29 protein-coding genes are annotated in these 22,643 nt (G+C 49.6%); 2 read left to right on the top strand and 27 right to left on the bottom strand.

Annotated elements, in window-relative coordinates:
* Positions 1–24: 24 nt before the first annotated feature.
* The 4 genes from ACIDF8_RS09725 to rluD form a co-directional block, all read right to left on the bottom strand.
* Positions 25–447: a hypothetical protein gene (locus ACIDF8_RS09725; protein ID WP_412010424.1), complete on the bottom strand. Its 423-nt coding sequence runs from the start codon at positions 445–447 to the stop codon at positions 25–27.
* Positions 444–1,109, bottom strand: a complete 666-nt coding sequence (locus ACIDF8_RS09720; RefSeq protein WP_412010423.1) for an HAD family hydrolase — start codon at positions 1,107–1,109, stop codon at positions 444–446. The genes ACIDF8_RS09725 and ACIDF8_RS09720 overlap by 4 nt, the downstream gene beginning before the upstream one ends.
* A gap of 161 nt (positions 1,110–1,270) precedes the next feature.
* Positions 1,271–1,999 carry a peptidoglycan editing factor PgeF gene (gene pgeF / locus ACIDF8_RS09715; RefSeq protein ID WP_412010422.1) on the bottom strand — a complete coding sequence of 243 codons (729 nt, stop codon included), beginning with the start codon at positions 1,997–1,999 and terminating at the stop codon, positions 1,271–1,273.
* The gene (gene rluD, locus ACIDF8_RS09710) at positions 1,999–3,138 is read right to left on the bottom strand and encodes a 23S rRNA pseudouridine(1911/1915/1917) synthase RluD (RefSeq protein ID WP_412010421.1); all 1,140 of its coding nucleotides are present in this window, start codon (positions 3,136–3,138) and stop codon (positions 1,999–2,001) included. Before rluD ends, pgeF begins: the two co-directional genes overlap by 1 nt.
* Positions 3,139–3,184: 46 nt before the next feature.
* On the opposite strand from rluD, the gene ACIDF8_RS09705 reads away from it, so the two are divergent.
* Positions 3,185–4,018 (top strand): outer membrane protein assembly factor BamD, encoded by an 834-nt coding sequence (locus tag ACIDF8_RS09705; RefSeq protein WP_412010420.1) that lies wholly within the window; start codon positions 3,185–3,187, stop codon positions 4,016–4,018.
* 76 nt (positions 4,019–4,094) lie between these two features.
* Here the strand turns inward: ACIDF8_RS09705 and ACIDF8_RS09700 are convergent, their stop codons facing one another.
* From ACIDF8_RS09700 to ACIDF8_RS09620, 17 genes are all read right to left on the bottom strand, one after another.
* Entirely contained in the window at positions 4,095–4,451 is a 357-nt protein-coding gene (locus tag ACIDF8_RS09700) for a hypothetical protein (RefSeq protein WP_412010419.1), read from the bottom strand.
* A gap of 115 nt (positions 4,452–4,566) precedes the next feature.
* Positions 4,567–4,947 (bottom strand): hypothetical protein, encoded by a 381-nt coding sequence (locus ACIDF8_RS09695; protein WP_412010418.1) that lies wholly within the window; start codon positions 4,945–4,947, stop codon positions 4,567–4,569.
* A gap of 157 nt (positions 4,948–5,104) precedes the next feature.
* Positions 5,105–6,409, bottom strand: a complete 1,305-nt coding sequence (locus tag ACIDF8_RS09690) for a PQQ-dependent sugar dehydrogenase (RefSeq protein ID WP_412010417.1) — start codon at positions 6,407–6,409, stop codon at positions 5,105–5,107.
* Positions 6,410–6,497: 88 nt separating this feature from the next.
* Positions 6,498–6,743 (bottom strand): hypothetical protein, encoded by a 246-nt coding sequence (locus tag ACIDF8_RS09685; protein ID WP_412010416.1) that lies wholly within the window; start codon positions 6,741–6,743, stop codon positions 6,498–6,500.
* 31 nt (positions 6,744–6,774) lie between these two features.
* Entirely contained in the window at positions 6,775–7,410 is a 636-nt protein-coding gene (locus ACIDF8_RS09680) for a hypothetical protein (RefSeq protein WP_412010415.1), read from the bottom strand.
* 127 nt (positions 7,411–7,537) lie between these two features.
* A complete protein-coding gene (locus ACIDF8_RS09675; RefSeq protein ID WP_412010414.1) occupies positions 7,538–7,966 on the bottom strand; it encodes an EamA family transporter in 429 nt (142 codons plus the stop codon).
* 36 nt (positions 7,967–8,002) lie between these two features.
* The gene (locus tag ACIDF8_RS09670) at positions 8,003–8,371 is read right to left on the bottom strand and encodes a VOC family protein (RefSeq protein WP_412010413.1); all 369 of its coding nucleotides are present in this window, start codon (positions 8,369–8,371) and stop codon (positions 8,003–8,005) included.
* Between the two features lie 20 nt (positions 8,372–8,391).
* A complete protein-coding gene (locus ACIDF8_RS09665) occupies positions 8,392–8,928 on the bottom strand; it encodes a M15 family metallopeptidase (RefSeq protein WP_412010412.1) in 537 nt (178 codons plus the stop codon).
* 13 nt (positions 8,929–8,941) lie between these two features.
* Positions 8,942–9,274 (bottom strand): hypothetical protein, encoded by a 333-nt coding sequence (locus tag ACIDF8_RS09660; protein WP_412010411.1) that lies wholly within the window; start codon positions 9,272–9,274, stop codon positions 8,942–8,944.
* 112 nt (positions 9,275–9,386) lie between these two features.
* On the bottom strand, positions 9,387–9,713 hold the full coding sequence (locus tag ACIDF8_RS09655) for a hypothetical protein (protein ID WP_412010410.1): 327 nt from the start codon (positions 9,711–9,713) through the stop codon (positions 9,387–9,389).
* Positions 9,714–9,791: 78 nt separating this feature from the next.
* Positions 9,792–10,106 (bottom strand): hypothetical protein, encoded by a 315-nt coding sequence (locus ACIDF8_RS09650; protein ID WP_412010409.1) that lies wholly within the window; start codon positions 10,104–10,106, stop codon positions 9,792–9,794.
* A gap of 85 nt (positions 10,107–10,191) precedes the next feature.
* Complete coding sequence (locus ACIDF8_RS09645) at positions 10,192–10,416, bottom strand: hypothetical protein (RefSeq protein ID WP_275355452.1); 225 nt, start codon at positions 10,414–10,416, stop codon at positions 10,192–10,194.
* Positions 10,417–10,418: 2 nt separating this feature from the next.
* The gene (locus ACIDF8_RS09640) at positions 10,419–10,889 is read right to left on the bottom strand and encodes a hypothetical protein (protein ID WP_412010408.1); all 471 of its coding nucleotides are present in this window, start codon (positions 10,887–10,889) and stop codon (positions 10,419–10,421) included.
* 48 nt (positions 10,890–10,937) lie between these two features.
* Positions 10,938–11,432, bottom strand: coding sequence for a GNAT family N-acetyltransferase (locus tag ACIDF8_RS09635; protein WP_412010550.1), 495 nt, complete (start codon positions 11,430–11,432; stop codon positions 10,938–10,940).
* A 529-nt stretch (positions 11,433–11,961) separates the two neighbouring features.
* Complete coding sequence (locus ACIDF8_RS09630) at positions 11,962–12,360, bottom strand: DUF2750 domain-containing protein (RefSeq protein WP_412010407.1); 399 nt, start codon at positions 12,358–12,360, stop codon at positions 11,962–11,964.
* A gap of 110 nt (positions 12,361–12,470) precedes the next feature.
* Entirely contained in the window at positions 12,471–12,809 is a 339-nt protein-coding gene (locus ACIDF8_RS09625) for a hypothetical protein (protein ID WP_412010406.1), read from the bottom strand.
* Positions 12,810–12,922: 113 nt separating this feature from the next.
* Complete coding sequence (locus tag ACIDF8_RS09620; RefSeq protein ID WP_412010405.1) at positions 12,923–13,453, bottom strand: DUF6882 domain-containing protein; 531 nt, start codon at positions 13,451–13,453, stop codon at positions 12,923–12,925.
* 152 nt (positions 13,454–13,605) lie between these two features.
* Between ACIDF8_RS09620 and ACIDF8_RS09615 the strand changes: the two genes are divergently transcribed.
* On the top strand, positions 13,606–14,601 hold the full coding sequence (locus tag ACIDF8_RS09615; RefSeq protein ID WP_412010404.1) for an integron integrase: 996 nt from the start codon (positions 13,606–13,608) through the stop codon (positions 14,599–14,601).
* Positions 14,602–14,611: 10 nt separating this feature from the next.
* Here ACIDF8_RS09615 and ACIDF8_RS09610 read toward each other — a convergent pair whose 3' ends face one another.
* The 6 genes from ACIDF8_RS09610 to ACIDF8_RS09585 form a co-directional block, all read right to left on the bottom strand.
* Positions 14,612–16,804: a putative bifunctional diguanylate cyclase/phosphodiesterase gene (locus ACIDF8_RS09610; RefSeq protein WP_412010403.1), complete on the bottom strand. Its 2,193-nt coding sequence runs from the start codon at positions 16,802–16,804 to the stop codon at positions 14,612–14,614.
* A 115-nt stretch (positions 16,805–16,919) separates the two neighbouring features.
* On the bottom strand, positions 16,920–17,846 hold the full coding sequence (locus ACIDF8_RS09605; protein ID WP_412010402.1) for a rhodanese-related sulfurtransferase: 927 nt from the start codon (positions 17,844–17,846) through the stop codon (positions 16,920–16,922).
* A gap of 108 nt (positions 17,847–17,954) precedes the next feature.
* Complete coding sequence (locus ACIDF8_RS09600) at positions 17,955–18,626, bottom strand: formylmethanofuran dehydrogenase subunit C (protein WP_412010401.1); 672 nt, start codon at positions 18,624–18,626, stop codon at positions 17,955–17,957.
* On the bottom strand, positions 18,623–19,549 hold the full coding sequence (fhcD, locus tag ACIDF8_RS09595) for a formylmethanofuran--tetrahydromethanopterin N-formyltransferase (protein WP_412010400.1): 927 nt from the start codon (positions 19,547–19,549) through the stop codon (positions 18,623–18,625). Before fhcD ends, ACIDF8_RS09600 begins: the two co-directional genes overlap by 4 nt.
* A 2-nt stretch (positions 19,550–19,551) precedes the next feature.
* Complete coding sequence (locus ACIDF8_RS09590; protein WP_412010399.1) at positions 19,552–21,216, bottom strand: formylmethanofuran dehydrogenase subunit A; 1,665 nt, start codon at positions 21,214–21,216, stop codon at positions 19,552–19,554.
* Positions 21,213–22,421: a formylmethanofuran dehydrogenase gene (locus ACIDF8_RS09585; protein WP_412010398.1), complete on the bottom strand. Its 1,209-nt coding sequence runs from the start codon at positions 22,419–22,421 to the stop codon at positions 21,213–21,215. The genes ACIDF8_RS09590 and ACIDF8_RS09585 overlap by 4 nt, the downstream gene beginning before the upstream one ends.
* Between the last annotated feature and the right edge of the window lie 222 nt (positions 22,422–22,643).

Below are 22,643 nucleotides of genomic sequence, written 5' to 3'. Positions count from 1 at the left end.
CAGCTCTCAAACCTGTAGCCATGCTCAGATAAACTGCGCAATGATGTAGCCAATCACAATGCCAACCAACAGCGCCATGGTCAATCCGCGGTAAGTCAACACATCGCGCGAATACCCCCGACGAATGGCAATATAAGACATCAGATAGCCGACCGCATTGAGTAACCAGATAAACCCGAAGCTCAACACCTTAACGATGATGGGACCAATCAACGGCACCAACCCGATCACACCCACCAGCCAGACCAGCAGCCCGGATAACAAGCCAAACAGCAGCGTGACCCCTGCCAACACCCGTGCATCCCAATGAAAATACTGCCCCAATAACAATAGGCACAGCAAAGCCAGCGAAAACACCGCCATGCGTGGCCAGGCACTTAAGGCAGTTTGCGGTATATGGCCTGCTGCCTGCGCCGGGTGGCGTCTGGCACGTAATCTTTTCATCATGAGAGATGGCTTGCTGAAAGTGTGGCGATCAGAGCAGGCAAATCAGACACGGCATCACAACATTGCCAATGCGGTTGGCGCAATGCCACGTCTCCAGCATAACCCCAGGTCACTAACACAAAATCCATCAGGTTAGCCTCTGCCGCTTGACCATCCTCAATGCGGTCACCGATATACACGCAATCCTGGATCTTTAACCCGTGCGCCTCCACCACCCGCCCTATCATTTGGGCTTTGGACTTTAATGCCGGGTTGAAATAATCCAAGGCAAAAACGCCGGCAAAAAAGTCCTGCCAGCCCAGATAAGCCATGATTTTACCGGTTGGCTCCCAGCGTTTGTTGGTCGCAATATAGAGCGCATAGCCTTCTGCCTTCAGTTGCTGCAGCATGGCTGGAATACCATCAAACACCACCGATTGCTGATAACCTGTGCTGTCATAGTGCGACTTGAATGCTGCGGCTAACGCGTTTAACACAGCCGCATCCTCGCTGCCAGACAAACGTTTAAGCGTCTCCATCAGCGGCGGACCAATCACTTCATTGCCTAGTGCCAGCTTGAGCGGCGTATTGGTCGACTGGAAAGCCAAATCAAAGCAATGCAAGATACTAGGCGCAGAATCAATCAGCGTGCCATCAAGGTCAAAAATCAGGTGTTTTTTCATTATTTATAAATTTTGGTTGGCCGCAAAGGGCACAAAGTACTCAGAGATCAATTCCTATTCACAAGCTTGCAACGCGACACTGTTTACATACGCATGAGACTGACCCCAGATTGAGATCAAATAGCGCCATAGCATGCTCTGTTGCTTGAGGGCAACAGACACTACTCCAGCCAAATCAAGCTGGCCATGCGCCCGGTATCCCCATCACGCCTGAAGCTAAAAAACGTCTCAGGCTCGCTATAGGTACAGCGGCCACCGCCATACACCTGGCTCACCCCCAGCCGCTGCAAGCGCTGCCGGGCAATCGCATACAAGTCTCCCAACCATTTATCTCCATGGGCTTGAAATGCACTTTCTGCCTGGGCATCTTGCGCCATAAACTGGGCGCGTACCTCACTGCCAACTTCAAACGCCTGTGGGCCAATGGCTGGCCCTAACCAGGCTAGTAGCCGAGACGGCTCAACGGACATGGCTTTGACTGTGGCTTCGATGACGCCATCACACAAACTGCGCCAACCCGCGTGCACAGCGGCGACCACCGTCCCGGCCTGATCACAGAGTAATACCGGCAGACAATCGGCGGTCATGGTCACACACACCACCTGTTTGCGCGTGGTAAAACTGGCATCCGCGCTTTCAATACAAGCAGATAAAGCCGCATCAATCACACGCACGCCGTGCACCTGATTGAGCCAGACAGGTTCGCTAGGCAAATAAGCACTCAACAATTGCCGGTTGGCAGCCACCCGCTGTGGTAAATCTTTTACATGGTCGCCCAAGTTCAGGCTGGCATAGACACCCTCACTGACGCCGCCATGGCGGGTAGTCTGCATAGCCTTCACCTGAGGGGGGGCAGGCCAATCCGGAAAAATCAATGGCAAATCAGCCATTACGCTTCATCCTCATCGCCGTCTTCGCCCTCTTCATCCCAGGCGTCCTCATCAAACTCGCCTTCCATGCCATCATCAAAGTCGTCATCGCCCCAGTCCTCGTCATCCTCCCCAATAAACAGACCATTTTCATCCACATTAAAATCAACAGGGGCCAGCGGTTCATCAGGCAGTTCAATGGTGCGCATCGCTTCCAATAATTCACGCATATCGTCGGCGAGCTCAATCTGCCACTCCATAGCCTCATTCGTCACCGGATGGATCAAACCCAGCTTGATTGCATGCAAAGCCTGTCGTTTGAAATGACCAATCACCTCACGCAACTCAGGAGACATCATTTTATGCGGGATAATATTGCCTATGCCATACAGCGGATCACCCACCATGGGCGCTTTCAAATGCTGCAAATGCACACGAATCTGGTGGGTACGGCCTGTTTCAAGGTTGCACCGCAAATAAGTGTTGGTGCCAAAACGCTCAAGGATTTCGTAATGGGTAATGGCAGGCTTGCCGCGGCGCACCACCGCCATTTTGGTTCTGTGCTGCGGATGCCTGCCTATCGGCTGATCGACTTTACCGTTGCGCCATAACTGCCCCCAGACGATGGCCCGGTATTCACGCTTGACGGTCCGCGCCTGTAACTGGCGCACCAAACTGGTCTGCGCCTCTAGCGTTTTTGCAACGACCAATAATCCACTGGTGTCTTTGTCCAGCCGGTGCACAATGCCAGCCCGCGGTACGTCTTTCAGTGCAGGCCAATGAAACAGCAAGGCATTCAGCAACGTGCCACTCCAATTGCCGGCAGCAGGATGCACAACCAAGCCCGCAGGCTTGTTAATAATGATGAGGGCGTCGTCCTCATACACCACATCCAGTGGAATCTCTTCCGGCTCAAACGCATTTTCCTGTGCATTTTTTGGCGGGGTCACCAACAACTGCTCGCCGCCCCATACTTTAGTTTTAGCAGTCGGTGCTTTGCCGTCCAGCAAAACCAATCCCTCTTTAATCCAGGCTTGCAAACGGCTACGCGAATGGTCAGGCAACATCTGCTGCAAGGCCAGATCCAGGCGCTGGCCACCGAGGTTAGCGGGGACGACCAGCTGTAAGGAGGTGCTTTCTTTCATATTTTCAAACAGCATCAGTTATAATGCTTTGAGTTCCCTTGATAAAACAACATAAATCAACATGCTTCGCATTTTACCGCTTAACACCCTGTTCACGCGTGCTTTTATTTTGATTGCGACGCTGGCCTTGAGTGCCTGTGCCATTTTCGGCAATCCGAATCCCCCTGACGAAACCAAAGGCTGGAGCGAACAGCGCTTGTATGCAGCGGGCCAGGAAAAGATGGTAGACAGGAACTACGACAAAGCCATTGAGTACTTTCAGAAACTTGAAGCCCGTTACCCAAATGGTGCTTATGCAACGCAGGCACAGCTCGAAGTCGCTTACGCTTATTACAAAAAATCCGAACCCATTCTCTGCCTGTCCGCCGTTGACCGCTTTATCAAGCTGCATCCAAACCACCCTAACCTGGATTACGCCTATTACCTCAAAGGCCTGGCAACATTTAACGAACGCGGTGTGCTTGAAAAATACACCAAGCAGGAAATTAATGACCGTGATCCAAAAACACTGCGGATTTCGTTTAATGCCTTCAAAGAACTCGTAGAGCGCTTTCCTACCAGCCGTTATAAAAATGACGCGACCCAGCGCATGATTTATCTCGTCAACACGCTGGCCTTGCACGAAATGCATGTGGCACGTTACTACATGGAGCGCAAAGCCTATGTCGCGGCCCTTAACCGTGCGCGCTATGTGTTGGAGACTTACCCTAACTCCAGTTCGATTGAAGATGCACTGGTGATGGAAATCAGTGCCTACGAGGCCATGGGTTTGACCGATTTAAAAGCCGACTCACTACGTGTTTTAAAAGAGAACTACCCAGACAACCCGCTGGTTAACGGTAAAGTGCAGGCAGAAGAAAAAGTCTGGTGGAAATTCTGGGAAGAGTTGTACTAATCAACCTTTAAGCTTCAACCCTCATAAAAAACGCCAGTTTTCTGGCGTTTTTTTATTTAGGGTCTTATCTGGAAATCTATCGTTCGCCGCCTGAGCTTAGCCATCCATGGTCTGAACCGTCTTCGCGCGTTGGCTGCATTTGCCTGGCATGCGCCGCGACTGCCGCTTTTTCAAATGGATTGTCATGATAGGCATGCCGGCCAAGTAGCCACTGCCAAGCGCCAGCCAGCACATAAGCGGGAATAAAAAATGGCCCCCAATATTCCGCTTGCCTGACGTGCGTATGCTCATGCTCACGCAACTGCGCCAACTCAGACGCGCAGCCACCGATCACCACATGGCCCAGGGTGATCGCAGCATAACCGCTGCAAGCAGCCAACCGGTTCGCCAGCCAGCTACCAGAGACTTCAAGCACGCCGTTGATTGTCTGCATGCGGGCGCCCGTTAGCATAAAGGCGCTTGCAAAAAGCAACCCAAGCAGGGTATTAGGCGCTGCCCACAGATAGCGTAAACACCGCGTGAAAATAACAACCATACACTTTGGCCTGTTAATGCGGCCGGTTTAACCGTGCTTGGCGCCAGTAAAGCAGGATGCCCACCAGCATATTCAGGGTACTCTGCCACACTGGCAAAAACAGGAAAATCAGGCTGCCTTGAGCATCAGGATAAATAATCAGGGTCTGGAAATATAACCAGCCCACGATAAACACTTCAAACAGACTAAAGCTTAGCCATTGTTTTTGAATACGTGGATGCTCAAAAAAGTAATAGCCCGACATCAAAGTCAGGTAAGGGAGTAGCGTCCATAAGGTGATCAGCAATCCACTGGCACTTTCCAGGAAAGCAAATCCGCGCGCGGCATAGAGCTCAAAGCCCATGGCCATCAAGGCGCCAATCAAGGCAATGATCATTAATCCTTGTTTGAACATGATTTCACCTGCCCAATAAAAAATAATCACGATGCAAGCGTTGATCTATGAAGAGCTTGATTCTGCTCAAGTCCTGCCTCATTCTCTGACGCTCGCCTTAACCGAAATTTGATTGCACCTCATACGCGCTCCAATATGACTAGCGACTCAGTGCTAGCTATTTAGCCTCAACGGACTCCTGCTCAGAAATGAGCAATTGATTATGGTCGGTTTTAAGGTAAAACGTGCCATTCTGGTCAATTTGAATCGCACGGATGCGGTAACCGCTTAAGACGGGTTCGGCATACACCAGCGTATTCCCCTCTTTGCGCACCCGGTACAACGTAGTATTGCCCATGCCCGCGACAAATAAATCATGATCCCAAAAGTCATTGCGGCCTGTGGCCGGGTATTTCACCAGTGGGCCGATACCGATGGAAGGGACAAACGTCATGGCAGGTTTTTCATAGCCTTCGTGGCTATTAAACTTATTGCCATAGTAGCCGCTCATGCCATCCCGCTCATAAATAGTGCCATAACTCACGATTGGCCAGCCATAATTTTTGCCGCGCTTGATCAGGTTAATCTCATCCCCGCCGCGTGGGCCATGATCCGTCAACCACAACTCGTTGCTGTCACGGTCAAAATACAAGCCTCCTGAGGGGGAGCGGAAGCCGCTGGCGTACACCTCGGCATTCAAGCGCTGCAGGTCTATACGGATCACCTTGCCTACCGAAGTAGTCTTGTCCTGCACCCGGTCCGGCTTGGAAAAATCGCCTATACTCAGGTATAGCGTACGCTCGTTCTCGCCTAGTGCCAACTTGCCACCCACCTGATGGCCCAAAATAGGCTCTTTCATGGCCGGACGGCTGATATAAATTTCACGGTTGAAACTGACCTCGCTATTTTCGACATCCACCTCAAACTCACTCACCGCCAGCCGTACGCCATTGTTGGCCTGATCCCAGGCGGTATAAGCCACATACAAGGTTTTCCCCACCAACAATGAATCCTTGACGCCAGACAGTTCTCGGCAATACACTAGGGATTTACTACTGCTTTCATCGGCAGAGGTGTCTTCACCAGGAATAAATTTTGCCAGGGGTTTACCTGGTTTCACCAGTTCCATAGCCTCATTCTGCCTTACAAAATACACTTCGCCACACTTGCTGATAAACAGAAATAACTTTTTATCCAGCCGCTCAAACGGGCCTGAGGGATACTGATCCTCAAATGGCAGCTTGTACTCCTTGAGCGCTTGCGTACCAAACACGGATACGATTCTTGGTGTTTCCGGCTCCTTTTTTTCTGCATTCTCAGCCCCGGCGGCATCGCCCCCGGAACGTAGTAATTTAGGCGTGGTCTCGTCCTCGGCCTGGGCAAGACCCATGGTACAAACACTGACCGTGATACATAGCAAAAAGAAAAAACGAATCAAAGAAATGCGGCTGGCTGTGCCAGCGCTGTTGTATGAATATGGCAATCGCGACTCCCTGTTAACTTTCTTTTTACGAGTCGCAATTGACAAAAAAGTTTAAAAATAAAATTAAAAGTTATTTTTAAACAATATATTATTTATTTTTATTAAAGTATTTTGAGATGTAAATTTTAAGCAATAAACCGACGATCAACACAGCCCACGCAATCAAAGTCAGCTGAACAAAAGCGGCAAACGCATCTTTTTGGCAGATGTTTTGCAAGGCCGCAAAAGTGTCATCGCAACCAAATGCCACCACGGCAAATGCAAAACCTGGACCTAAATGCAGAATAGTTAAGCCGTAAATTAGAGCCCGCAGCACAGTGTCACCTATCCCCAAAAATCAAAATCAGGCATTTTACAGCGATAGGCTACTGCATGCCTTTAAAAATCTGGTAACTGCCGCCGGTATAGTTGCCTTGAAATGAAGTCGCATGCATCCCCGTCACCAACTCCATTTCCAGCGGAACGCGCTCATATGAATAAAAAGCATGGCCTTTTTGCACGCAGCGCGGGCAGGGAATATTGTCATAGCTGTATACATCCACTTGCACCTCTTCGAGGCCTTCTATGATTTGTGGGTGATAAGCCCCCAGAATGACCTTTTGGATGACCACCCCTGGCGCCCGCACAATATGCCAGGTCACCGGTTCATAAGCCATCAAACCAAGAATAATGGGTTTACTGTCGTCGCTGATGTTGACAGTGACGGTACGCTGATCACGCCCTGTGCGTAAAAATGCATCACACTCACCTGGCGTCACTGGCCCTCGCTTGCCAGAGGCTGCCCGGTCTGCCTGACATTGTTCCCACCATGGCCGCTGGTCAGCACTTGCGGGTAATACACCTTGGTAAACGCCGATGACATGCAGCGCAACATTGGACTCTGTCGCCGTCTTAAGCGGGACGGGTTGCAATATGCTGGTTGGCTTGGGTGTGCAACACCCGGCCAGCCAACACAGAATGATGGCGGTAAAAAAACGGCAAGCGTAATGGTTAAAGGGCATGTAACACTTTCAACGCTAATGATAGGGCCTCACGCAAGGTGATGGCCTGAAAATGGATACATGACGATTTATAAAGGAATTTCTGGCGCAGGCAATAGCCATTTAGGGTCATAACCTCAGTCAAATGCTAGCGCTTTAAAGCCAACAGTAATACTCCTATTGCAACCAGTGCCAGCCCCAGCCACTCCCGTAAAGACAAGCGTTCACCTAAAAACAGGCAAGCGAATAAAGCGACCAACACCAGGCTTAACTTGTCCACGGGGGCGACCTTAGAAGCATCCCCTAATTGCAACGCGCGGAAATAGCATAGCCATGAGGCCCCGGTCGCCAGTGCAGACAACGTCAAAAACAGCCAGGCTTTGCCGGGCAAACTCAAGGGATTACTCCACTTACCTGCCAGCCAGACAAAGGGCGCCAGCACCAGCGTAATCAGCACGGTCCGGATCAAGGTCGCAAAGTCTGAGTCTATGCCTTGAATCCCAATTTTGGCAAAAATCGCCGTCAAGGCGGCAAAACAGGCGGATAACGCCGCCCAAAAAAACCAATCCCCCGTCATTGACGCCCTCCCCGGCTTATCAACCCTTAAAACGCCCTAATCCACATTCTGGCCAATGCGCCACAACACGCCAGAAGGATCTGTCAGGCAAAAATCACGCATCCCCCATGGCTGTAACTGGATAGGCCAGAGCTTGACACCATATTTTTGCACGATGCCCGTTTGCTCAATCTGCTGCCACCAGGCATCCACATCCTGCACTAGCAAATGCATCATAAAGTTTTCTGCCAGGTTTTCTGCGCAAAAATCCTGTAACAAAAAACTCACTTGTTCAAAGTGGAAATAAGCCACCCCGCCGCCTTCCGAAGCCATCTTGAAGCCCAAATCAAGATAAAACTGCTTGGATAACGCAAAGTCTTTGCTGGGCACAAACGCCTTGATTTCAGTAACCTGGAGATTTGACATAACACATCCTCCGCGAATGGCTAGGTGATGACGGAATCAACTTCAGGCAGATCACGCCCCCTGAAGCACCAATGCCAGGGCTCATACTGGTAACCCCAACGATTTTCTTTTGGATAAGAGAGTATGAAACCATACTCTGCTGCATGGCGGCATAACCAGTCAAAAGCAGCAGTCTGCTCAAACGCCACCTCAAGTGGTGGACTGCCCGGCGTGCCGATATCCACCGCCCGGCCAGTATGATGCTCACTGTAACCCGGCGGCGCGCTGACGTTCAAAATCCCCTCAATGCTGTGGCCTTTTTCCAGCTTGGCACGCACAATTTCAGCCTGACGCTCAACACTGCGGAAAGCAGAGATAATAAACACGTCTACCCCTGCTTCAAAAGCAGCAGATTTAAGCCGCTGCCAAGCCGCCGCCGCGGATGGTATCAACAAATGTTGACGCCCCTGCTCACTTACTTCAGCAACCTCTAACGTGACCGCTTCTGCATAAGGTTGCAAGCCACGCGCCAGCAGCAGCGAATCAGGAACGCCTAATGCAAGCAACTGAGCATTCATCTCTACCAATGGCTTACCTCAAAAGCAGATAAACAAAGGCTAAGGTCATGCTCACTGACAACCCAAAAGACACTAGCAGCATGGTCTTATAAGTCGCCACCTCTTTTCTCGCCTCTTCTGCGGCCTCTTCTAAAGCCAGGATCGCCTGCTGCATCTTTTCTGCAAGCAAATGGATAGACTCTGCATTCTGCACCGTTGCCGCCTGCAACTCCTCAATTTGCCTGGTCAACACAGGATCAACTTTTTCAGCCTCAGGCTTGGCGGTAAACGCCGGAATGGCGGCTGTAGCCACCTGTGCCAGATAAGGCGCAACGGCTTTAAGAATGGGTAAAAACTGAATGGCCACGTGTATCCTTTCTGCCTTAACGCAATACATTGATGTTCATGGTAAAGGCTATACTTGCACGCGTCCAGCATGGATTTTGCGAACTCACGATCACACCCGCGTAAGTTTCAAGCTAAGGTTGCGGTTTAAATAACCAACCTTTGCGCATTAACAGCGCAATCACAAATGGCCAAAAGAGCGTATTTATCACATCATGCAAACTGGCATCCCAGCGCCAATATCCCAAGCTATGCAGGTCATCCCGCATATCTAGCACCTCACCGCAGCAGGCGACGATAAACACAGCGAATAAGGGCATAAAACGATGCCCCTGCCTACGAAAAATGCGCATCGCAGCAAAAAATACCACTAACCCAACGTAAATATGCAATGCGTCTTTTGAAAGGCCCGTGACACTCACAATCGCCAACTTGATCACTTGAAATGTTGAAACCGCCATACGCCCCTCATACTCTGGCGCGATCCGCAGCCACTAGTTGATGACTTTTTCCGCAACCCGATTGCATATTGCCCCGCCTCACTCAGATATTGCGACAAGATCAAACTGACTTGCAATTGCTGCAATGACCTCTATCGGCCCCTCAATGCGCCATTCATCACAGGGATCCCACTCACATTTAAGCTTTATGCCAGCCCGCTTTAAGCGGATGCAGTCGTAATCAATCCCCGCATCAAAGCCACCGTAACGCGCATAAACTTTCCACCCCATCTGCTCAAGCTGGGGCAAAACACAGTCAAACGCTTGAGGGCCGATATTGGCAATGGCTGAAAAATCTCTCCTCCGAAACGGCCACCTTACCAACCGGCGCATCAAATTAACGATCAGCTGCATAGCATCTTGAAAAGAAAACCTGGACTTAAAAGTGTATCCACGACGCCCTTACAAGGTGCCTAGACGGAATGCTGCCACAATCCAGCTACTTTTGATTAGAGCGCTCTTTTTCATACTCTTCATAGGTTTTCTTGTTCAAATTCTCTAAACAACGGTCAACCTCACTCGGCGGCTGATTGCGGCAATTATTCTCAGCGCCACGCTTTACTCCTTCATACCAAGACTGGGAAGTGCAGCCTGAAATTGCCATGATCCAAAAAGAAAATGAGACAAAGGCGATGTATTGTTTTGTTTTTACGGGCAGATTCATATTTAGGTGCTCAATAATTGTTGTGTTGGTTTCACAAGTGATTGTAAGGGACTTATTAACCGACTATCTTTTCGATATTCAATTAAATGCTCTTCAACATCTGGTGCGATATTGAAATTCTCAATAGACCCTAATAGATCAGAGCTATATAAATCACCTGTTTTTACGTCGGCAATCGCAGACAAACAAACGGCACCAGCACCGCAGCCAACAAAGATCAGGTTGTAGTGCCCCGCAAAATTTACTCCTGCTTTTGCTCCTTCCCTGATTTTGGTTCTCATATTTCTAAATTCAGGGCTTGTATTCACTTTTGGTAAAGCAGGTTTGCCTTGAAAGATTTCTTTAACTAAATAATCTTCAAATTTTGGAGCATCTTTTGGAATATCGGATGCAGTAATTGTGCCCTTATCAGATGCAAAATTAGGATCATCTGCAAATGCTGATAGCGAAAAACTTAATAGCAAGGTTAGCATAATTATTTTTCTCATAAGCTCTAACGTTTGAGCTCAGGCCGCGGCCCGTCAGGGCCGTCGCGCCTGCAGCGAATTGTTAGGGGTGCCATTGAAGCGAGCGGTGTACCGATATGCGGGCCTACCCGACGCAGAGTCGGTGATGCTCTCGCGTTCTACGCTTAGCACTGCTTCCGCAACTCGCTGGGATGGGAGGTTAGTTACATCTACGACTGCCTCTATGTATATGGTCTCAATACCGTTGCTTCTAGCCTGACGAATTTGGTCATTAATGACATCTTGAAGAATTTGCTTTGCTCGGCCTTGGTTCCGCCCATCTTCTGGAACCGCATAACCCACGGCTACACAAGGAAAGTCGTTTACCTCTCCATTCATGATGCATGACAAGAAGGCCTTTACTGTCCTTCGGTCTTCACACAGCCGCACATACGTAAGTCGATGCACCCCTGGTGCTGGAACGTCAAAATGACTGAAAAGGTCTTGATGATTGGGTACTCGACCCAGCTCCAATATTCCCGCACGCAGACCCTGCTGAAATGAAACCATTCCGTCATGGGGATTCGCCATCGATGCGCTCATGTCAGTTCCTTCTGGGAAGGGTTTTGAAGTAAATCCGGTCCATCGCACCCCCTAACGTTTGAATTAAGGGGCGCCGTTAGGCGTCCCGCTTGAATGATGGGTTAGGGATAGTTGTTATTTTTAACTTTTGCACTTGATAGTACCCGAAACTAATGGGTACTTGGAACAGAACCGTTGCGGGCAGACGAACTCTTCTATCTTTGCTTCTGCGGGATGAATTACTTCGAGAGAACCATCGTAACCATTTGGACATAGTTCAGACGCTCTGCGCTTCCAATATTCTTTGTTTTTCTCTAGGTCGTAATCATAGCCACCGATGTGTGAATACTCTATAACAAAAGTTTTTGGCTCAATCTCTTTTTCCAGATAACCGACTCTACCGCCATACATTGATAAATCAGCTTTTTTGTAAGGGCTTGACGCGCAAGAGGCTAAAAGGATTGAGCATAGAAGAATGATAAGAATTCGGAGCATCTAAATGGCCCTAACGTTTGAGTTAAGGGGCGCCGCAAGGCGTCCCGCTTGAATGATGGGTTAGGGCAGCAGTTTTATTAAGACTAACTATTTCAATGAGCTGAAATGCTGACATATCGTAGCCAGTTAGTTTTTTGCCGCTCCAATTAACGCCGACGAATATATTATTTTCTTTTAGCTTTGGTGCTAATTCTTTTTCGAACTCGCTCCACGAAATCTCAACAGGTTCAAGATCAGAGAATCCAGGGATGGTTTTAATAATTTTCTCTACTCTGGTTATTTTCGACCACAGTGGCTTGATTTTTGTACCTCTGTTTGACTCGAAAATGACATCTCCTTTGATGTCTCTGACTGTCCACATTTTGTTGTGGCTTATCACGTCGGAATAGAAGTCATGTGCCTGTTTACCTGAGTTGCCCATGTAAGCCCTAACGTTTGAGATAAGGGGCTGGCGAGGACGGTGGCACAGCCGATGTTATTAAGGTTATTTTCATAGACGATTGTTTTCGCCAGTCCCGCTTGATTGATGGGTTAGAGCGCATTTTTGCCCCAATGGATTATTGCAAACACACCAATAACTGCTAAGGGTAATAATGTAGCAAGTAGCCAAAATGGACTAGAGTTTCTAGGTATGCTTGAAACTGGCTTATTAGAGTTATTTTCGATGTGAAAAGACAAAATATATGGGTTGGATTCAGAGCCAATATTAATTGAAGTAACTTGTGTTGGCCATTCAGTAGTTTCAGTGTGAATTGGAGCTTTCAAAAGTTCGGATAACTCTTGAAGTTGAGTAGTGCTTCCGATTACCATCATCCCTTTTTCTCGCCCTGTATATTCATGGGCGCGGAATTTCAACTCTGTGGCTTTCATGATTTGTGCTCTAACGTTTGAGATAAGGGGCTGGCGACATCGGTGGCACAGCCATTGTTATTAAAATTGTTTTCATCGAAGAGCGTTCTCGCCAGTCCCGCTTGATGGATGGGTTAGGGTTGATTTTTAAGTGTAATTTCGCCAAAAGTCATATATACAATTGGACCACCTGTTTTTGCCCGATATGCACCATTTGCCGAATCCAAGCGAGCAGCCAATGCTACAAATTCCCATGCTTTTTCTTCGGAGCTAAATATTTTGGGTTTAGTAAACGTAGAGATTTTGTTTTTCACCCCATATGCTTTAACCAACTTAGCCGCCCGCTTGAGTTTATCGTCAACTGAGGGATTATCCCAGCCCCAAAGAAAGGAACCATCGTTAGGGTCATAAGTGCCAATTATTTGAACTGGAGCAGATGCTATAACTTTGTTAGGGAATATGAAGAGAATTAAGCCATTATCTTGATCAACTGACCAAGTTTTTTCTTTTCCAAAATGCCATGTGGCGCTATGCGCTGAAGTTTGTTGCTTCAGCCCTTCAATACTTTGACGAATATATAGTTGAACAGCATCAGGGTAAATTTCACTGGAGTTTGTATTTGATGTTGCAAATAATCCAATTAACCCAAGTAGTAGTTTTTTCATGTATTTGCTCATAAACCCTAACGTTAATTAGACCCCAAAAACGAACCTAAAATTTTATTTAGGCCGGGAGCTATAAAATTAATAAAATAATTTATCATAATAAAATCAATACTTAGTTGTTTTTTATTACACCTTAATAAAAGGATCTCAGTATGGAAAACACACCTGAGGTAAAACCTGCCCCAAAGTTGTTTCCTTTAATTGTAGAGCGATTGCGTTCCCAAAATTACAGCAACCGCACCGAAGAAGCTTATATACAATGGATTAAACGCTTTATTTTGTTTCATGACAAGCGGCACCCCAGAGACATGGGCACGGCTGAAATTGAGGCGTTTTTGAACCATCTGGCGGTAGAGAAAAAGGTGGCGGCTAGCACGCAAAGCCAGGCGAAAAGCGCCCTGCTGTTTTTGTATGATGAGGTGTTGGAGCGGAACCTCCCCAAACTTGAAAACTTGACCAAGCTCCCGGCAAAGAAAGACTTGCCTGTGGTATTGAGTAAGCAGGAGGTACAGGCAGTGCTTTCTGGATTAGAGGGGACGATGTGGTTGATGGTGAGCTTGTTATACGGTAGCGGCTTGCGGGTGATGGAGTGCTTGCGCTTGCGGGTGGCGGATATTGATTTTGACCGGCTGGAAATTTTGGTGCGCGACCCGCAAGGTTATAAAAACCGTACGACATTATTACCAGGAACGTTGGTGCATCCTTTAAAAACACATTTGGCGTCTATTGAGGCATTACATGCCGAGGATTTGAGTAAAGGGTTAGGGGAAGTTTGGATGCCTGAGGGATTGGCTAAACGCTACCCCAATGCGGGCAAGGATTGGCAGTGGCAGTATGTGTTTCCCTCCAGCCGGTTATCGGTTGCGCAGCAATCAGGTGAGGTTTACCGCCACCATGCGGATGAAAAACCTATGCAGCGGGCGGTTAAAAGTGTGTCTATCCAATTGGGGATTAAAAAAACCGTGACGCCGAATACACTGAGGCATAGTTTTGCCACACATTTGCTAGAGGGTGGCCACGACTTGCAGACTGTGCAGCGCTTGTTGGGTCATGCCAATGAAGCAAATACCAAGGTTTATACGCAACTGGTCAATACCGGCGGGCGGGCAGTTGCTAGCCCCTTGGATGTTATCAAACCAAGTGTGTAATTAAATCCGGCTAAGGCGTTTGCTTGATCGCCATGCGGTTTTCACAGCCGATTAATTGGGCAAATTGATCCGCAGGCATGGGTTTGCCAAACAGATAGCCCTGCCCTTCATCGCATTGTTTGCTTTTAAGGTATTCATACTGCTCTACCGTTTCTATGCCTTCGGCAATCGACTGTAAAGCAAAGCCATGGGCGATATCGAGGGTCGCGCACACCACGGAGTCATCTTCTTTATGTTGCAGCATACCATTCACAAAAGTGCGGTCGATTTTAATGCGTGTGAGGGGATAGGTTTTGAGCAGGCTGAGTGAGGCATAGCCAGTGCCAAAATCGTCAAAGGCAATGCCGACGCCGTGCTGTTTGAGTTTACGTAGCGTGGCTAACACAATCTCATCTTGATCCAGCGCGATATTTTCGGTGATTTCGAGTTCCAGTGCTTGCGCGGGTAGACCATGTTTTGCCAGCACCAGCATCACCTCATCGACCAGCTCGCCGGTATGAAACTGTGCGCTAAACAAATTCACCCCTACGCGCAAATGCTCGGCACCTTGCCGGCGCCAAAATGCCAACTGGCTACAGGCTTCATCAACCACCCAACTGCCCACGGCGGCGGCCAGTGGCCCGCTCTCTAGGGCGGGTAAAAAAGTCACAGGTGGCAGAATGCCACGGAGGGGATGATTCCAGCGGATTAAGGCTTCGGCGCCAGTGATCAGACCAGTTTTCAGGTCCACTTGTGGCTGGTAATACAATAAAAACTCGCCTTCATCGACAGCACGATGCAACTCAAGCGCATGTTGGCGGCGCGATACTGCGGCCAGGCGCAGCTCGGGCACAAACAGGCAGGCGCGGCCACGCCCTTGTGCCTTGGCTTTGAATAAAGCGAGGTCGGCATTGCTGACTAACTCTAACGCTTCTAGCGTATGCAAGGGCGATAGCGCAACTCCGCAACTGGCAATCACCCTCACAGACTGACCTTGCATTTGCATAGCTTGTTCAATGCCATCAATCAGTTGCTCTGCTAGTTGCGTGGCGTCAGTTGGCGCTTGCAGGCCAGGCACGACGACCGCAAACTCATCACCACCCATGCGCGCCACCAGGCCATGCGCAGGGACGATCCGTAATAACCGTTGCGCGATTTCCCTCAATACTGCATCACCTACGGCGCCCCCCATGGTGTCATTGATATCTTTAAAACCATCCAGATCTATCATAAACACTGCCGCAGACTGCGGCTGGCACAGCGTTTCTTCAACGAAGCGGTAAAAGCGGGCCCGGTTATACAATCCGGTGAGGGTATCAAACACCGACTGTTTATTGTCCGCCTGTATTGTCGCTGAATCAGATAGCACGGGTTTGAGCACGGCCTCGAATTGCAGTTGGCCTTCCGCTTGCCAGGAAAACAGCGATAGATTGACCAAAAATTGGTTGCCTTGTTTATGTCGGCCCATGAGTTCGCAAGCACTTGCCACACGGTCTAACGACCGTGACTGCAATATGGCGTCTATTTTGTCTTGTAAAAGCGCAGCATCCGGGCTGGAAAACAATGTTTGCAGTGGGCTGCCCTCGCCTTCTGCAAGACGATAGCCATACATATCGGCCGCGGCCTGATTCCAGGCAATGATCTGCTTGGCGGCATTAAACCAGATGATAGGGGTCGCAGCATGCGCCGCATATTCTTCAAAGTGGGGCCGGGTTCGGCTGGCTGAAATTTCAATGCGGCGTAATTCAAGCCGGTCAGACACCATTTGCGCCAGCGCCTGCAATCTGGCCTGGTCTTCTAGTGAAAAATCAAAATGAGGTTGGTGGTCAACAATACACAAGGCACCCAAGGCCAAGCCTTCAGGGGATAGCAATCTGACGCCGGCATAAAAACGAATATTCGCTTCCCCGGTCACTAGGGGATTGTCATGAAAGCGCTCATCCAGCAAGGTATCGGCGACAACCATGACCTGGTTTTCATTGATGGCATGGGCACAAAAAGAAACATCACGGCGCATATCCATTTCACCAGCGCCAACGGCGGCAGCGAAAAACACATGGTCGCTACCTATCATATTGACGGCCGCAATCGGCATGCGGAACATGCGTGCCGCAATGTCTACTACTGGCTCTAAATTGGCAATGACTTCTGGCTGATGCAGGCCATGGTCAAATAACGCTTGCAACCTTTGCGGTTCATTAGCGAGTATTACCGGGCATTTCATCACAACCCCCTAGGCAAAGAGCATAGATGAATGACATGTCAATTTTCTTTTATGTCAATTCATAAAATTAATTTTTTTGTAACACTACTAATTTTATGCAAGGAGCGCAAGCACCCTAATCAAGCGTTTTATGACTATCCCCAATATGGCTTTGTCCGCGCATTTTGGCTAACTTCACCTGTTTTTGACGCTCGCGCAGGGATTCCTTTTTCTCAGCAGATAATTTGTCAAAGCAATATGGGCAAGAAATACCGGCCTCGTATTTTTCGCTTTGCATTTCCTCTTTGGTCAGCGGCATGCGGCAGGCATAGCATTGGTCATGATCGCCGACTTCCAGGCCGTGTTTGACAGCCACACGCTGGTCAAACACAAAGCACTCGCCTTCCCACAGGCTTTGCTCCTTGGGGACGGTTTCGAGATATTTGAGAATGCCGCCTTGTAAGTGATAGACCTCTTCAAACCCTTGTTGCTTCATGTAAGAAGACGCTTTTTCACAGCGGATGCCACCGGTACAGAACATGGCGACTTTTTTGTGTTTGGTTTTATCCAGGTTCTCGGCTACGTATTTGGGAAACTCGCGGAAAGTGGTGGTTTTAGGATCTACCGCACCTTTAAAAGTCCCAATGTGTACTTCGTAATCATTGCGGGTATCGAGCACAATCACGTCGGGATCAGAAATAATGGCGTTCCAGTCTTCGGGTTTTACATAGGTGCCTACCACTAAATTCGGATCTACCTCAGGCACGCCCATGGTGACGATCTCTTTTTTGAGCTTGACCTTCATGCGGTAAAACGGGTGAGAATCGGCCCAGGATTCTTTGTGCTCGAGATCAGCCAGACGCGGGTCCTGGCGTAAATAGCTGAGCACGGCCCGGATATCTTCCGGTTTTCCGGCAATGGTGCCATTAATGCCCTCATGCGCCAGCAGCAAGGTCCCTTTAATGTGATGTTGCTGGCAGGCCTCTAGAATCGGTTGTTGCAGGTCTTTGTAATTATCCAGCGTGACAAATTTGTAGAGGGCAGCGGTGAGGTATTGACTCATGTGAAGACAGCTTTAATTTCAAAAACGCGATTTTACCACTGTAACTCACTGATGCAAAAAGAAAAACGGGCACCGAGCCCGTTGATCTCGACTTGCTAAATCTTGTAGCTAAGACTGGATGACCAGGATTTCAGCTTTACCCAGGCCACCCATATCACCCATCCAGCGTTGCACGCGCTGGCTGCTGATCTGCGCAAAGCGGCTATCGAGCAGCTTGAAGGATTTATACAGAATATTGAGGAAAGGCAGTTTGTGGAAACCGCAGTCTATCCAGGTCGCCTGTGGCGCAGGTGTCTGTGCCAACAATAAAGTCCCACGTTTCATGCCGTAACCCAGGTGTGCGCCTGTGCTACCCAATACGCCCAGCGTACCCGCCATCATGTCAGAGCCGCAATAGTCACCCGCATTGCCTTCGATCAGCAGCATGCCTCTGCGCATACGATCGCCCGCTCTCGCACCGGCGTTGCCCTTACAGATCAGCACACCGTTTTGCAGTTGCGCACCTAAAAAGTCACCCGCACTCCCCTCGACTACCAGCTGACCAGTCGTCATGCCGAAACCGATATATTGGTGCGAAGAAGTTGTGTTTTTAAAAGTCAGCTTAGTTGCCTCTGTGGCTGCGTCCACGCTCACCTCAAACGCGTCGGCAACAGACAAATTGGCGGCCAGTTTGATGGCACCGATCTCGGTCTCAGTTTTGCCTTGCAAGGCCTGCGGCAATAAGGCACGGCAATCGACCATGCGCGAGAGTGGCTTGGCGGTTAATACGATATGGCTCATGCGGTCACCTCCCCGCTTAAAATTGGGCGTAATTTAAAGTGATGCTGACCCAGCTTACCACCGTAGTTACCGGCAGAAATGCGCAGGATGCCATTGTCTTTACCCAGGCTACAGGCCGCTTCAATACCAGCTTTCATGGAAACCGCAATATCTTCAAAAGTCAGGCCGTTGACCACAATTTCCATCACACTTTCCACGCGCGGATCCAGCTCGCTCTTAACGACCCCTTTTAAGGTCGGGCAAAACGCGTCATTGGTACTGGCAAACATTTTGGGATATTTGCTGCCGACCTTGGAGCCGGAACGCACCACGCCACCGGGGAAAGGCATAATCACATTCGGCAATTTGCGCATGGCATCAATCGCCGCTTCACAGGCGGTAAGCACTTGTGCCTGGCTGGCACCTAACACCAAAAAGTTACCCCCGCCAATCGCGCGCACCATGCCGGTCGTTTCTTCGGTCAGGAATTCACCATCCATGACTGGGATACGCCAGTAGCGCTTGAGCTTGCCAGTGGCATCGGGGATTTGTTTGGACACCTGGTAGCCATCGCCAAAGAAGCGCAAATGCTTGCCCAGACTGATCATATCTTCTGACTCAATCCCGGCAAAGGCAGCCGCGGTTGGGCAAGTGAGTATGCATTGCCCCATGCGCGTTTCCAGCTGTTGCATCAGTACTTTGCTACCCATGGCAAACATCAGCACACTAACGCCGGGACGGCCATCGGGGGTTTCGTCTGCGGTCAGTTCACGCTCTATGCCCGCCTCGACGCCACAGCCAATCACACTGGTGGCAAAACCGGTCATGGCATTGGCTGCGTTGTAGGCCCAGCGCAAGTTTTGCGCGGTAATCAGGATACGCGTGCCGCGCATATTAAATGCTTCAGCAAAGGTATCGTCTATGTCTACGCCATTTAACTGCATATTTACCCCTGGCTATGGTTAATGACATGATTGCGGCCATCTTCGGCAATCTGATCATCTGAAATTTTAAAGTTTTGCATTTGCATGGTGTGGTAGCGGTCAAAGTATTGCTTGATGTCTTTTTCCACCTGGGTATCGAAGGCAGGTTTGGCCGTGTGCGTTGCGCCCCAAACGACTTTCACCACTTTGCCTTCTTTCACCACCAGTTCACCGTCTTTAAACACCAGGTCGGGCTTGGCAAACATCGCCTCTTTGTCAGCCTGATCAGTGTAAACGGTGATATCTGCAGCTGCACCCACACCTAAATGGCCACGATCTTGCAAGCCAATTAATTTGGCTGGTGCTGAGCGGGTCATGGTGGCGATTTCATACAGGCTATATTCGCGGTCCAGTGACTTCAGGTTACTCATGGCCTGCGCATCCAGGTTCAATTTATCAAATGCATCATTGCGGAAAGATTTGTCCATGAGCAAACGGATCAGGTGCGGATAGCTGGTAAATGGTGCCCCATTTGGATGGTCTGTGGTCAAGAACACTCGCCATGGATCGTCTACACTCAAGAACACTTCCAGGCCAATCGCCCATTGCAAGGCGTTGACGTAGTTTTCATCGCGATATTTAAAAGGCACCACGCCACAACCAGCGTCACATTCAATATCCATAATCACCGATTTTTTCGGGTTAGCGACTTTGGCATTTAAATGCTGCATCATATTGTCGCCAGATGCGGTCACGGTCTGGCCGAACAGAATCTGCCCAACATCGGCAGTGATGTGTTTGTTGTTATTGATCGCTTCAGCGATATTGGCCGCGGCGGAAGAAAACTTCTTGTCACCCTCGGTGCCATAGCTGTGAAATTGGATATGGGTCAAATGCATGGGCAAGCCATCGCTGGCACCCATGGTATCCAGCGTGGTCTGAAAGTTACCCGCCACGCCCAGATTATTACAGTGCACATGCAAAGGCTTGGCAATGCCGACTTCGTTCACGGCACGGCTCAACGCCTGCAAAATGCGGCGCGGCGTAATGTTGTAATAACTATGCAGCTGATCCAGATCCTGGCGGCGCTCATTGAATTTAAATGCAGAAATGCCACCTGGGTTGACCACCTTGATACCTATGGTTTGCGTCGCATGCAGAGTCCACGCCACGTAGTCATTAATGGTTTTCTGATCGGCATTTTGGCTAAGCAGGCGCAGCAGGTAATCATCGTTACCCAGCATGGCGTAGCCGCCTTTATCAATCATGGGCGTGTCACCCATCTCCATATGTGCCTGGCGCGCATTCACGGCCAGAATGGCGGGTTCAAACGCAGCGGTGTAGCCCATCTCGATATAGCGCATACCGGTATCGGTCGTATTCGGTGTCGCGTGATGACTACAGTTGGGGCCGCAAATATGGGCCTCAGGCTCCTGTAAGCGGCGCATTTCCTGATATTCAGGCAGCAACATGCGGGCGATATTTACCTTACCACCACCGATATGGCTGTGCATATCAATCGCCCCGGCCATCACAATCTTGCCATTCAGGTCATACACCTGCGCAATTTTTTCGCTATCAGCCGGTTTGGCAATAATGCGGCCATCACGGATATAAATATCCTGCACCACCCCATCCTTGACGTGTGCGGGGTCAATGACTTTGGCGTTTTTGAGTACGGTAATCATGCCGCCACTCCTTTAAGTTCTGTTTCTATCATGGCGATCACTTGTGACAAGGTTGGCAAGTCAGAGGGTTTGGCTGCAGTGAGTGGCAAAGTGACAGAACCATCCACACGGAATTGCTGGCCATTGCAGTCTAGCCCAGGTGTTGCAACAGGGATAAACACCGCGGGCGTCTCTTCAAATTGGCTGTCAGCAGCCCCCAGCACAACCACGGGGTGAGTGCCTGCAGGCGGCATCGCCTCCGGGCTATAACTATTCACCCATACCACCGCGTCATGACTTTCCCAGTCTGGCGTATCAATAATCACCCCATTTAGCCAGGTATGTGTGTAGTTGACGCTGGTATCGCCATCACTGCCGCCAAGCGACAAACCCATGGCGCGGCTCTTCTGGTTCAAGGCGACCACGGTTTCAGTGATATTTTCTATGGTTAATTCGGCATGCGCATAGTGCAGGTCTTTGGATACCCACACCAAGGTGGCGTACTTGGCTGCCTTCAGGGTCTCAGCCACGGTTCTCAAACGGCTCACATCGACGCCTGCCACCTTTTCCACCTTCACAGGCTTATCCATGACCAACGCACGCAGCGTGGCGACCACTTCGGGCAATTTTTCGCTTGCACAAGGAATCACTTCAGGTGCGCGGCCATCAGGAGAGACACCAGGCTTGGTATTCAGCTCATCGCCGCCCAGGTAAATGATCTTGCGGGCAGCAGGCTCGGTAAACATGGCCTCGGGGACCCACACCACGCGCTCAAAAAAACGGGTATTGTGGCTCACCACATCGGTGCCTATCATCAGGATCACATCCGCGCGGTTGCGCACTTCGGTTAAGGTGGTGGTCTGCCAGCCGCGATGTTGCAGCACCTTCATGTTGCGTAGCGTGCTGCTGGCGTTCATGTGCGACATCGCCGCATGCGTGTGATGAGACAAGCTGACCAGGGCACGCGCGCCATGTACATCGGTACTACTACCGGCGACTAACGGCGCCTTAGCTTGTTTGAGTAAGCGTGCGGCAGCTTGCACAGCCTGTACCAGTGACGCGGGCTGTCCGCTCACTTGCGGTTGTGCCCCAGTACTGACGCGGGCATAGAATTTTGCGGCTTTGCCACACGAAAACTGCTGCTTGGCAATGGCCTCCCCCGAAATATCGTCACATAGCAAGCCACAAGCCGGGCAGGCATGCATAATGTTTTGTTGATTTATCATGGCCTTATAGTCTCTCGTTTTTGATCTTTATATATTCAAGCTTGAATATCCACCTGATCGTGGGAAACCATCACATCATAAAACATCTGCTTGCAATAGATAAAAAAAATAAAGCGATGAATCCCTGCCATTTAACGCAATCAGCCACTCAGAACGATCTAAGGTTTATCTATCACATTAAAAATAGTAGAATAGTCGTTTGTTTTTCTTGTTAATTACTTT

Source organism: Methylophilus sp. 3sh_L (assembly GCF_046766015.1).
GTDB lineage: Bacteria > Pseudomonadota > Gammaproteobacteria > Burkholderiales > Methylophilaceae > Methylophilus.
This window is presented reverse-complemented; position numbering and strand designations above follow the sequence as displayed.

What these genes read in the sequence shown, in the direction of transcription:
- ACIDF8_RS09655 (WP_412010410.1), bottom strand. Translation starts at nt 9,713, where the DNA reads ATGGCGGTTTCAACATTTCAAGTGATCAAGTTGGCGATTGTGAGTGTC.
- pgeF (WP_412010422.1), bottom strand. Translation starts at nt 1,999, where the DNA reads ATGGCTGATTTGCCATTGATTTTTCCGGATTGGCCTGCCCCCCCTCAG.
- ACIDF8_RS09635 (WP_412010550.1), bottom strand. Translation starts at nt 11,432, where the DNA reads ATGGTTTCATTTCAGCAGGGTCTGCGTGCGGGAATATTGGAGCTGGGT.
- ACIDF8_RS09600 (WP_412010401.1), bottom strand. Translation starts at nt 18,626, where the DNA reads ATGAGCCATATCGTATTAACCGCCAAGCCACTCTCGCGCATGGTCGAT.
- ACIDF8_RS09615 (WP_412010404.1), top strand. Translation starts at nt 13,606, where the DNA reads ATGGAAAACACACCTGAGGTAAAACCTGCCCCAAAGTTGTTTCCTTTA.
- ACIDF8_RS09650 (WP_412010409.1), bottom strand. Translation starts at nt 10,106, where the DNA reads ATGCAGCTGATCGTTAATTTGATGCGCCGGTTGGTAAGGTGGCCGTTT.
- rluD (WP_412010421.1), bottom strand. Translation starts at nt 3,138, where the DNA reads ATGCTGTTTGAAAATATGAAAGAAAGCACCTCCTTACAGCTGGTCGTC.
- ACIDF8_RS09625 (WP_412010406.1), bottom strand. Translation starts at nt 12,809, where the DNA reads ATGAAAGCCACAGAGTTGAAATTCCGCGCCCATGAATATACAGGGCGA.
- ACIDF8_RS09670 (WP_412010413.1), bottom strand. Translation starts at nt 8,371, where the DNA reads ATGTCAAATCTCCAGGTTACTGAAATCAAGGCGTTTGTGCCCAGCAAA.
- ACIDF8_RS09695 (WP_412010418.1), bottom strand. Translation starts at nt 4,947, where the DNA reads ATGTTCAAACAAGGATTAATGATCATTGCCTTGATTGGCGCCTTGATG.
- ACIDF8_RS09700 (WP_412010419.1), bottom strand. Translation starts at nt 4,451, where the DNA reads ATGCAGACAATCAACGGCGTGCTTGAAGTCTCTGGTAGCTGGCTGGCG.
- ACIDF8_RS09720 (WP_412010423.1), bottom strand. Translation starts at nt 1,109, where the DNA reads ATGAAAAAACACCTGATTTTTGACCTTGATGGCACGCTGATTGATTCT.
- ACIDF8_RS09675 (WP_412010414.1), bottom strand. Translation starts at nt 7,966, where the DNA reads ATGACGGGGGATTGGTTTTTTTGGGCGGCGTTATCCGCCTGTTTTGCC.
- ACIDF8_RS09725 (WP_412010424.1), bottom strand. Translation starts at nt 447, where the DNA reads ATGATGAAAAGATTACGTGCCAGACGCCACCCGGCGCAGGCAGCAGGC.
- ACIDF8_RS09610 (WP_412010403.1), bottom strand. Translation starts at nt 16,804, where the DNA reads ATGAAATGCCCGGTAATACTCGCTAATGAACCGCAAAGGTTGCAAGCG.
- ACIDF8_RS09620 (WP_412010405.1), bottom strand. Translation starts at nt 13,453, where the DNA reads ATGAAAAAACTACTACTTGGGTTAATTGGATTATTTGCAACATCAAAT.
- ACIDF8_RS09630 (WP_412010407.1), bottom strand. Translation starts at nt 12,360, where the DNA reads ATGGGCAACTCAGGTAAACAGGCACATGACTTCTATTCCGACGTGATA.
- ACIDF8_RS09605 (WP_412010402.1), bottom strand. Translation starts at nt 17,846, where the DNA reads ATGAGTCAATACCTCACCGCTGCCCTCTACAAATTTGTCACGCTGGAT.
- ACIDF8_RS09585 (WP_412010398.1), bottom strand. Translation starts at nt 22,421, where the DNA reads ATGATAAATCAACAAAACATTATGCATGCCTGCCCGGCTTGTGGCTTG.
- ACIDF8_RS09705 (WP_412010420.1), top strand. Translation starts at nt 3,185, where the DNA reads ATGCTTCGCATTTTACCGCTTAACACCCTGTTCACGCGTGCTTTTATT.
- fhcD (WP_412010400.1), bottom strand. Translation starts at nt 19,549, where the DNA reads ATGCAGTTAAATGGCGTAGACATAGACGATACCTTTGCTGAAGCATTT.
- ACIDF8_RS09645 (WP_275355452.1), bottom strand. Translation starts at nt 10,416, where the DNA reads ATGAATCTGCCCGTAAAAACAAAACAATACATCGCCTTTGTCTCATTT.
- ACIDF8_RS09590 (WP_412010399.1), bottom strand. Translation starts at nt 21,216, where the DNA reads ATGATTACCGTACTCAAAAACGCCAAAGTCATTGACCCCGCACACGTC.
- ACIDF8_RS09680 (WP_412010415.1), bottom strand. Translation starts at nt 7,410, where the DNA reads ATGCCCTTTAACCATTACGCTTGCCGTTTTTTTACCGCCATCATTCTG.
- ACIDF8_RS09640 (WP_412010408.1), bottom strand. Translation starts at nt 10,889, where the DNA reads ATGCTAACCTTGCTATTAAGTTTTTCGCTATCAGCATTTGCAGATGAT.
- ACIDF8_RS09665 (WP_412010412.1), bottom strand. Translation starts at nt 8,928, where the DNA reads ATGAATGCTCAGTTGCTTGCATTAGGCGTTCCTGATTCGCTGCTGCTG.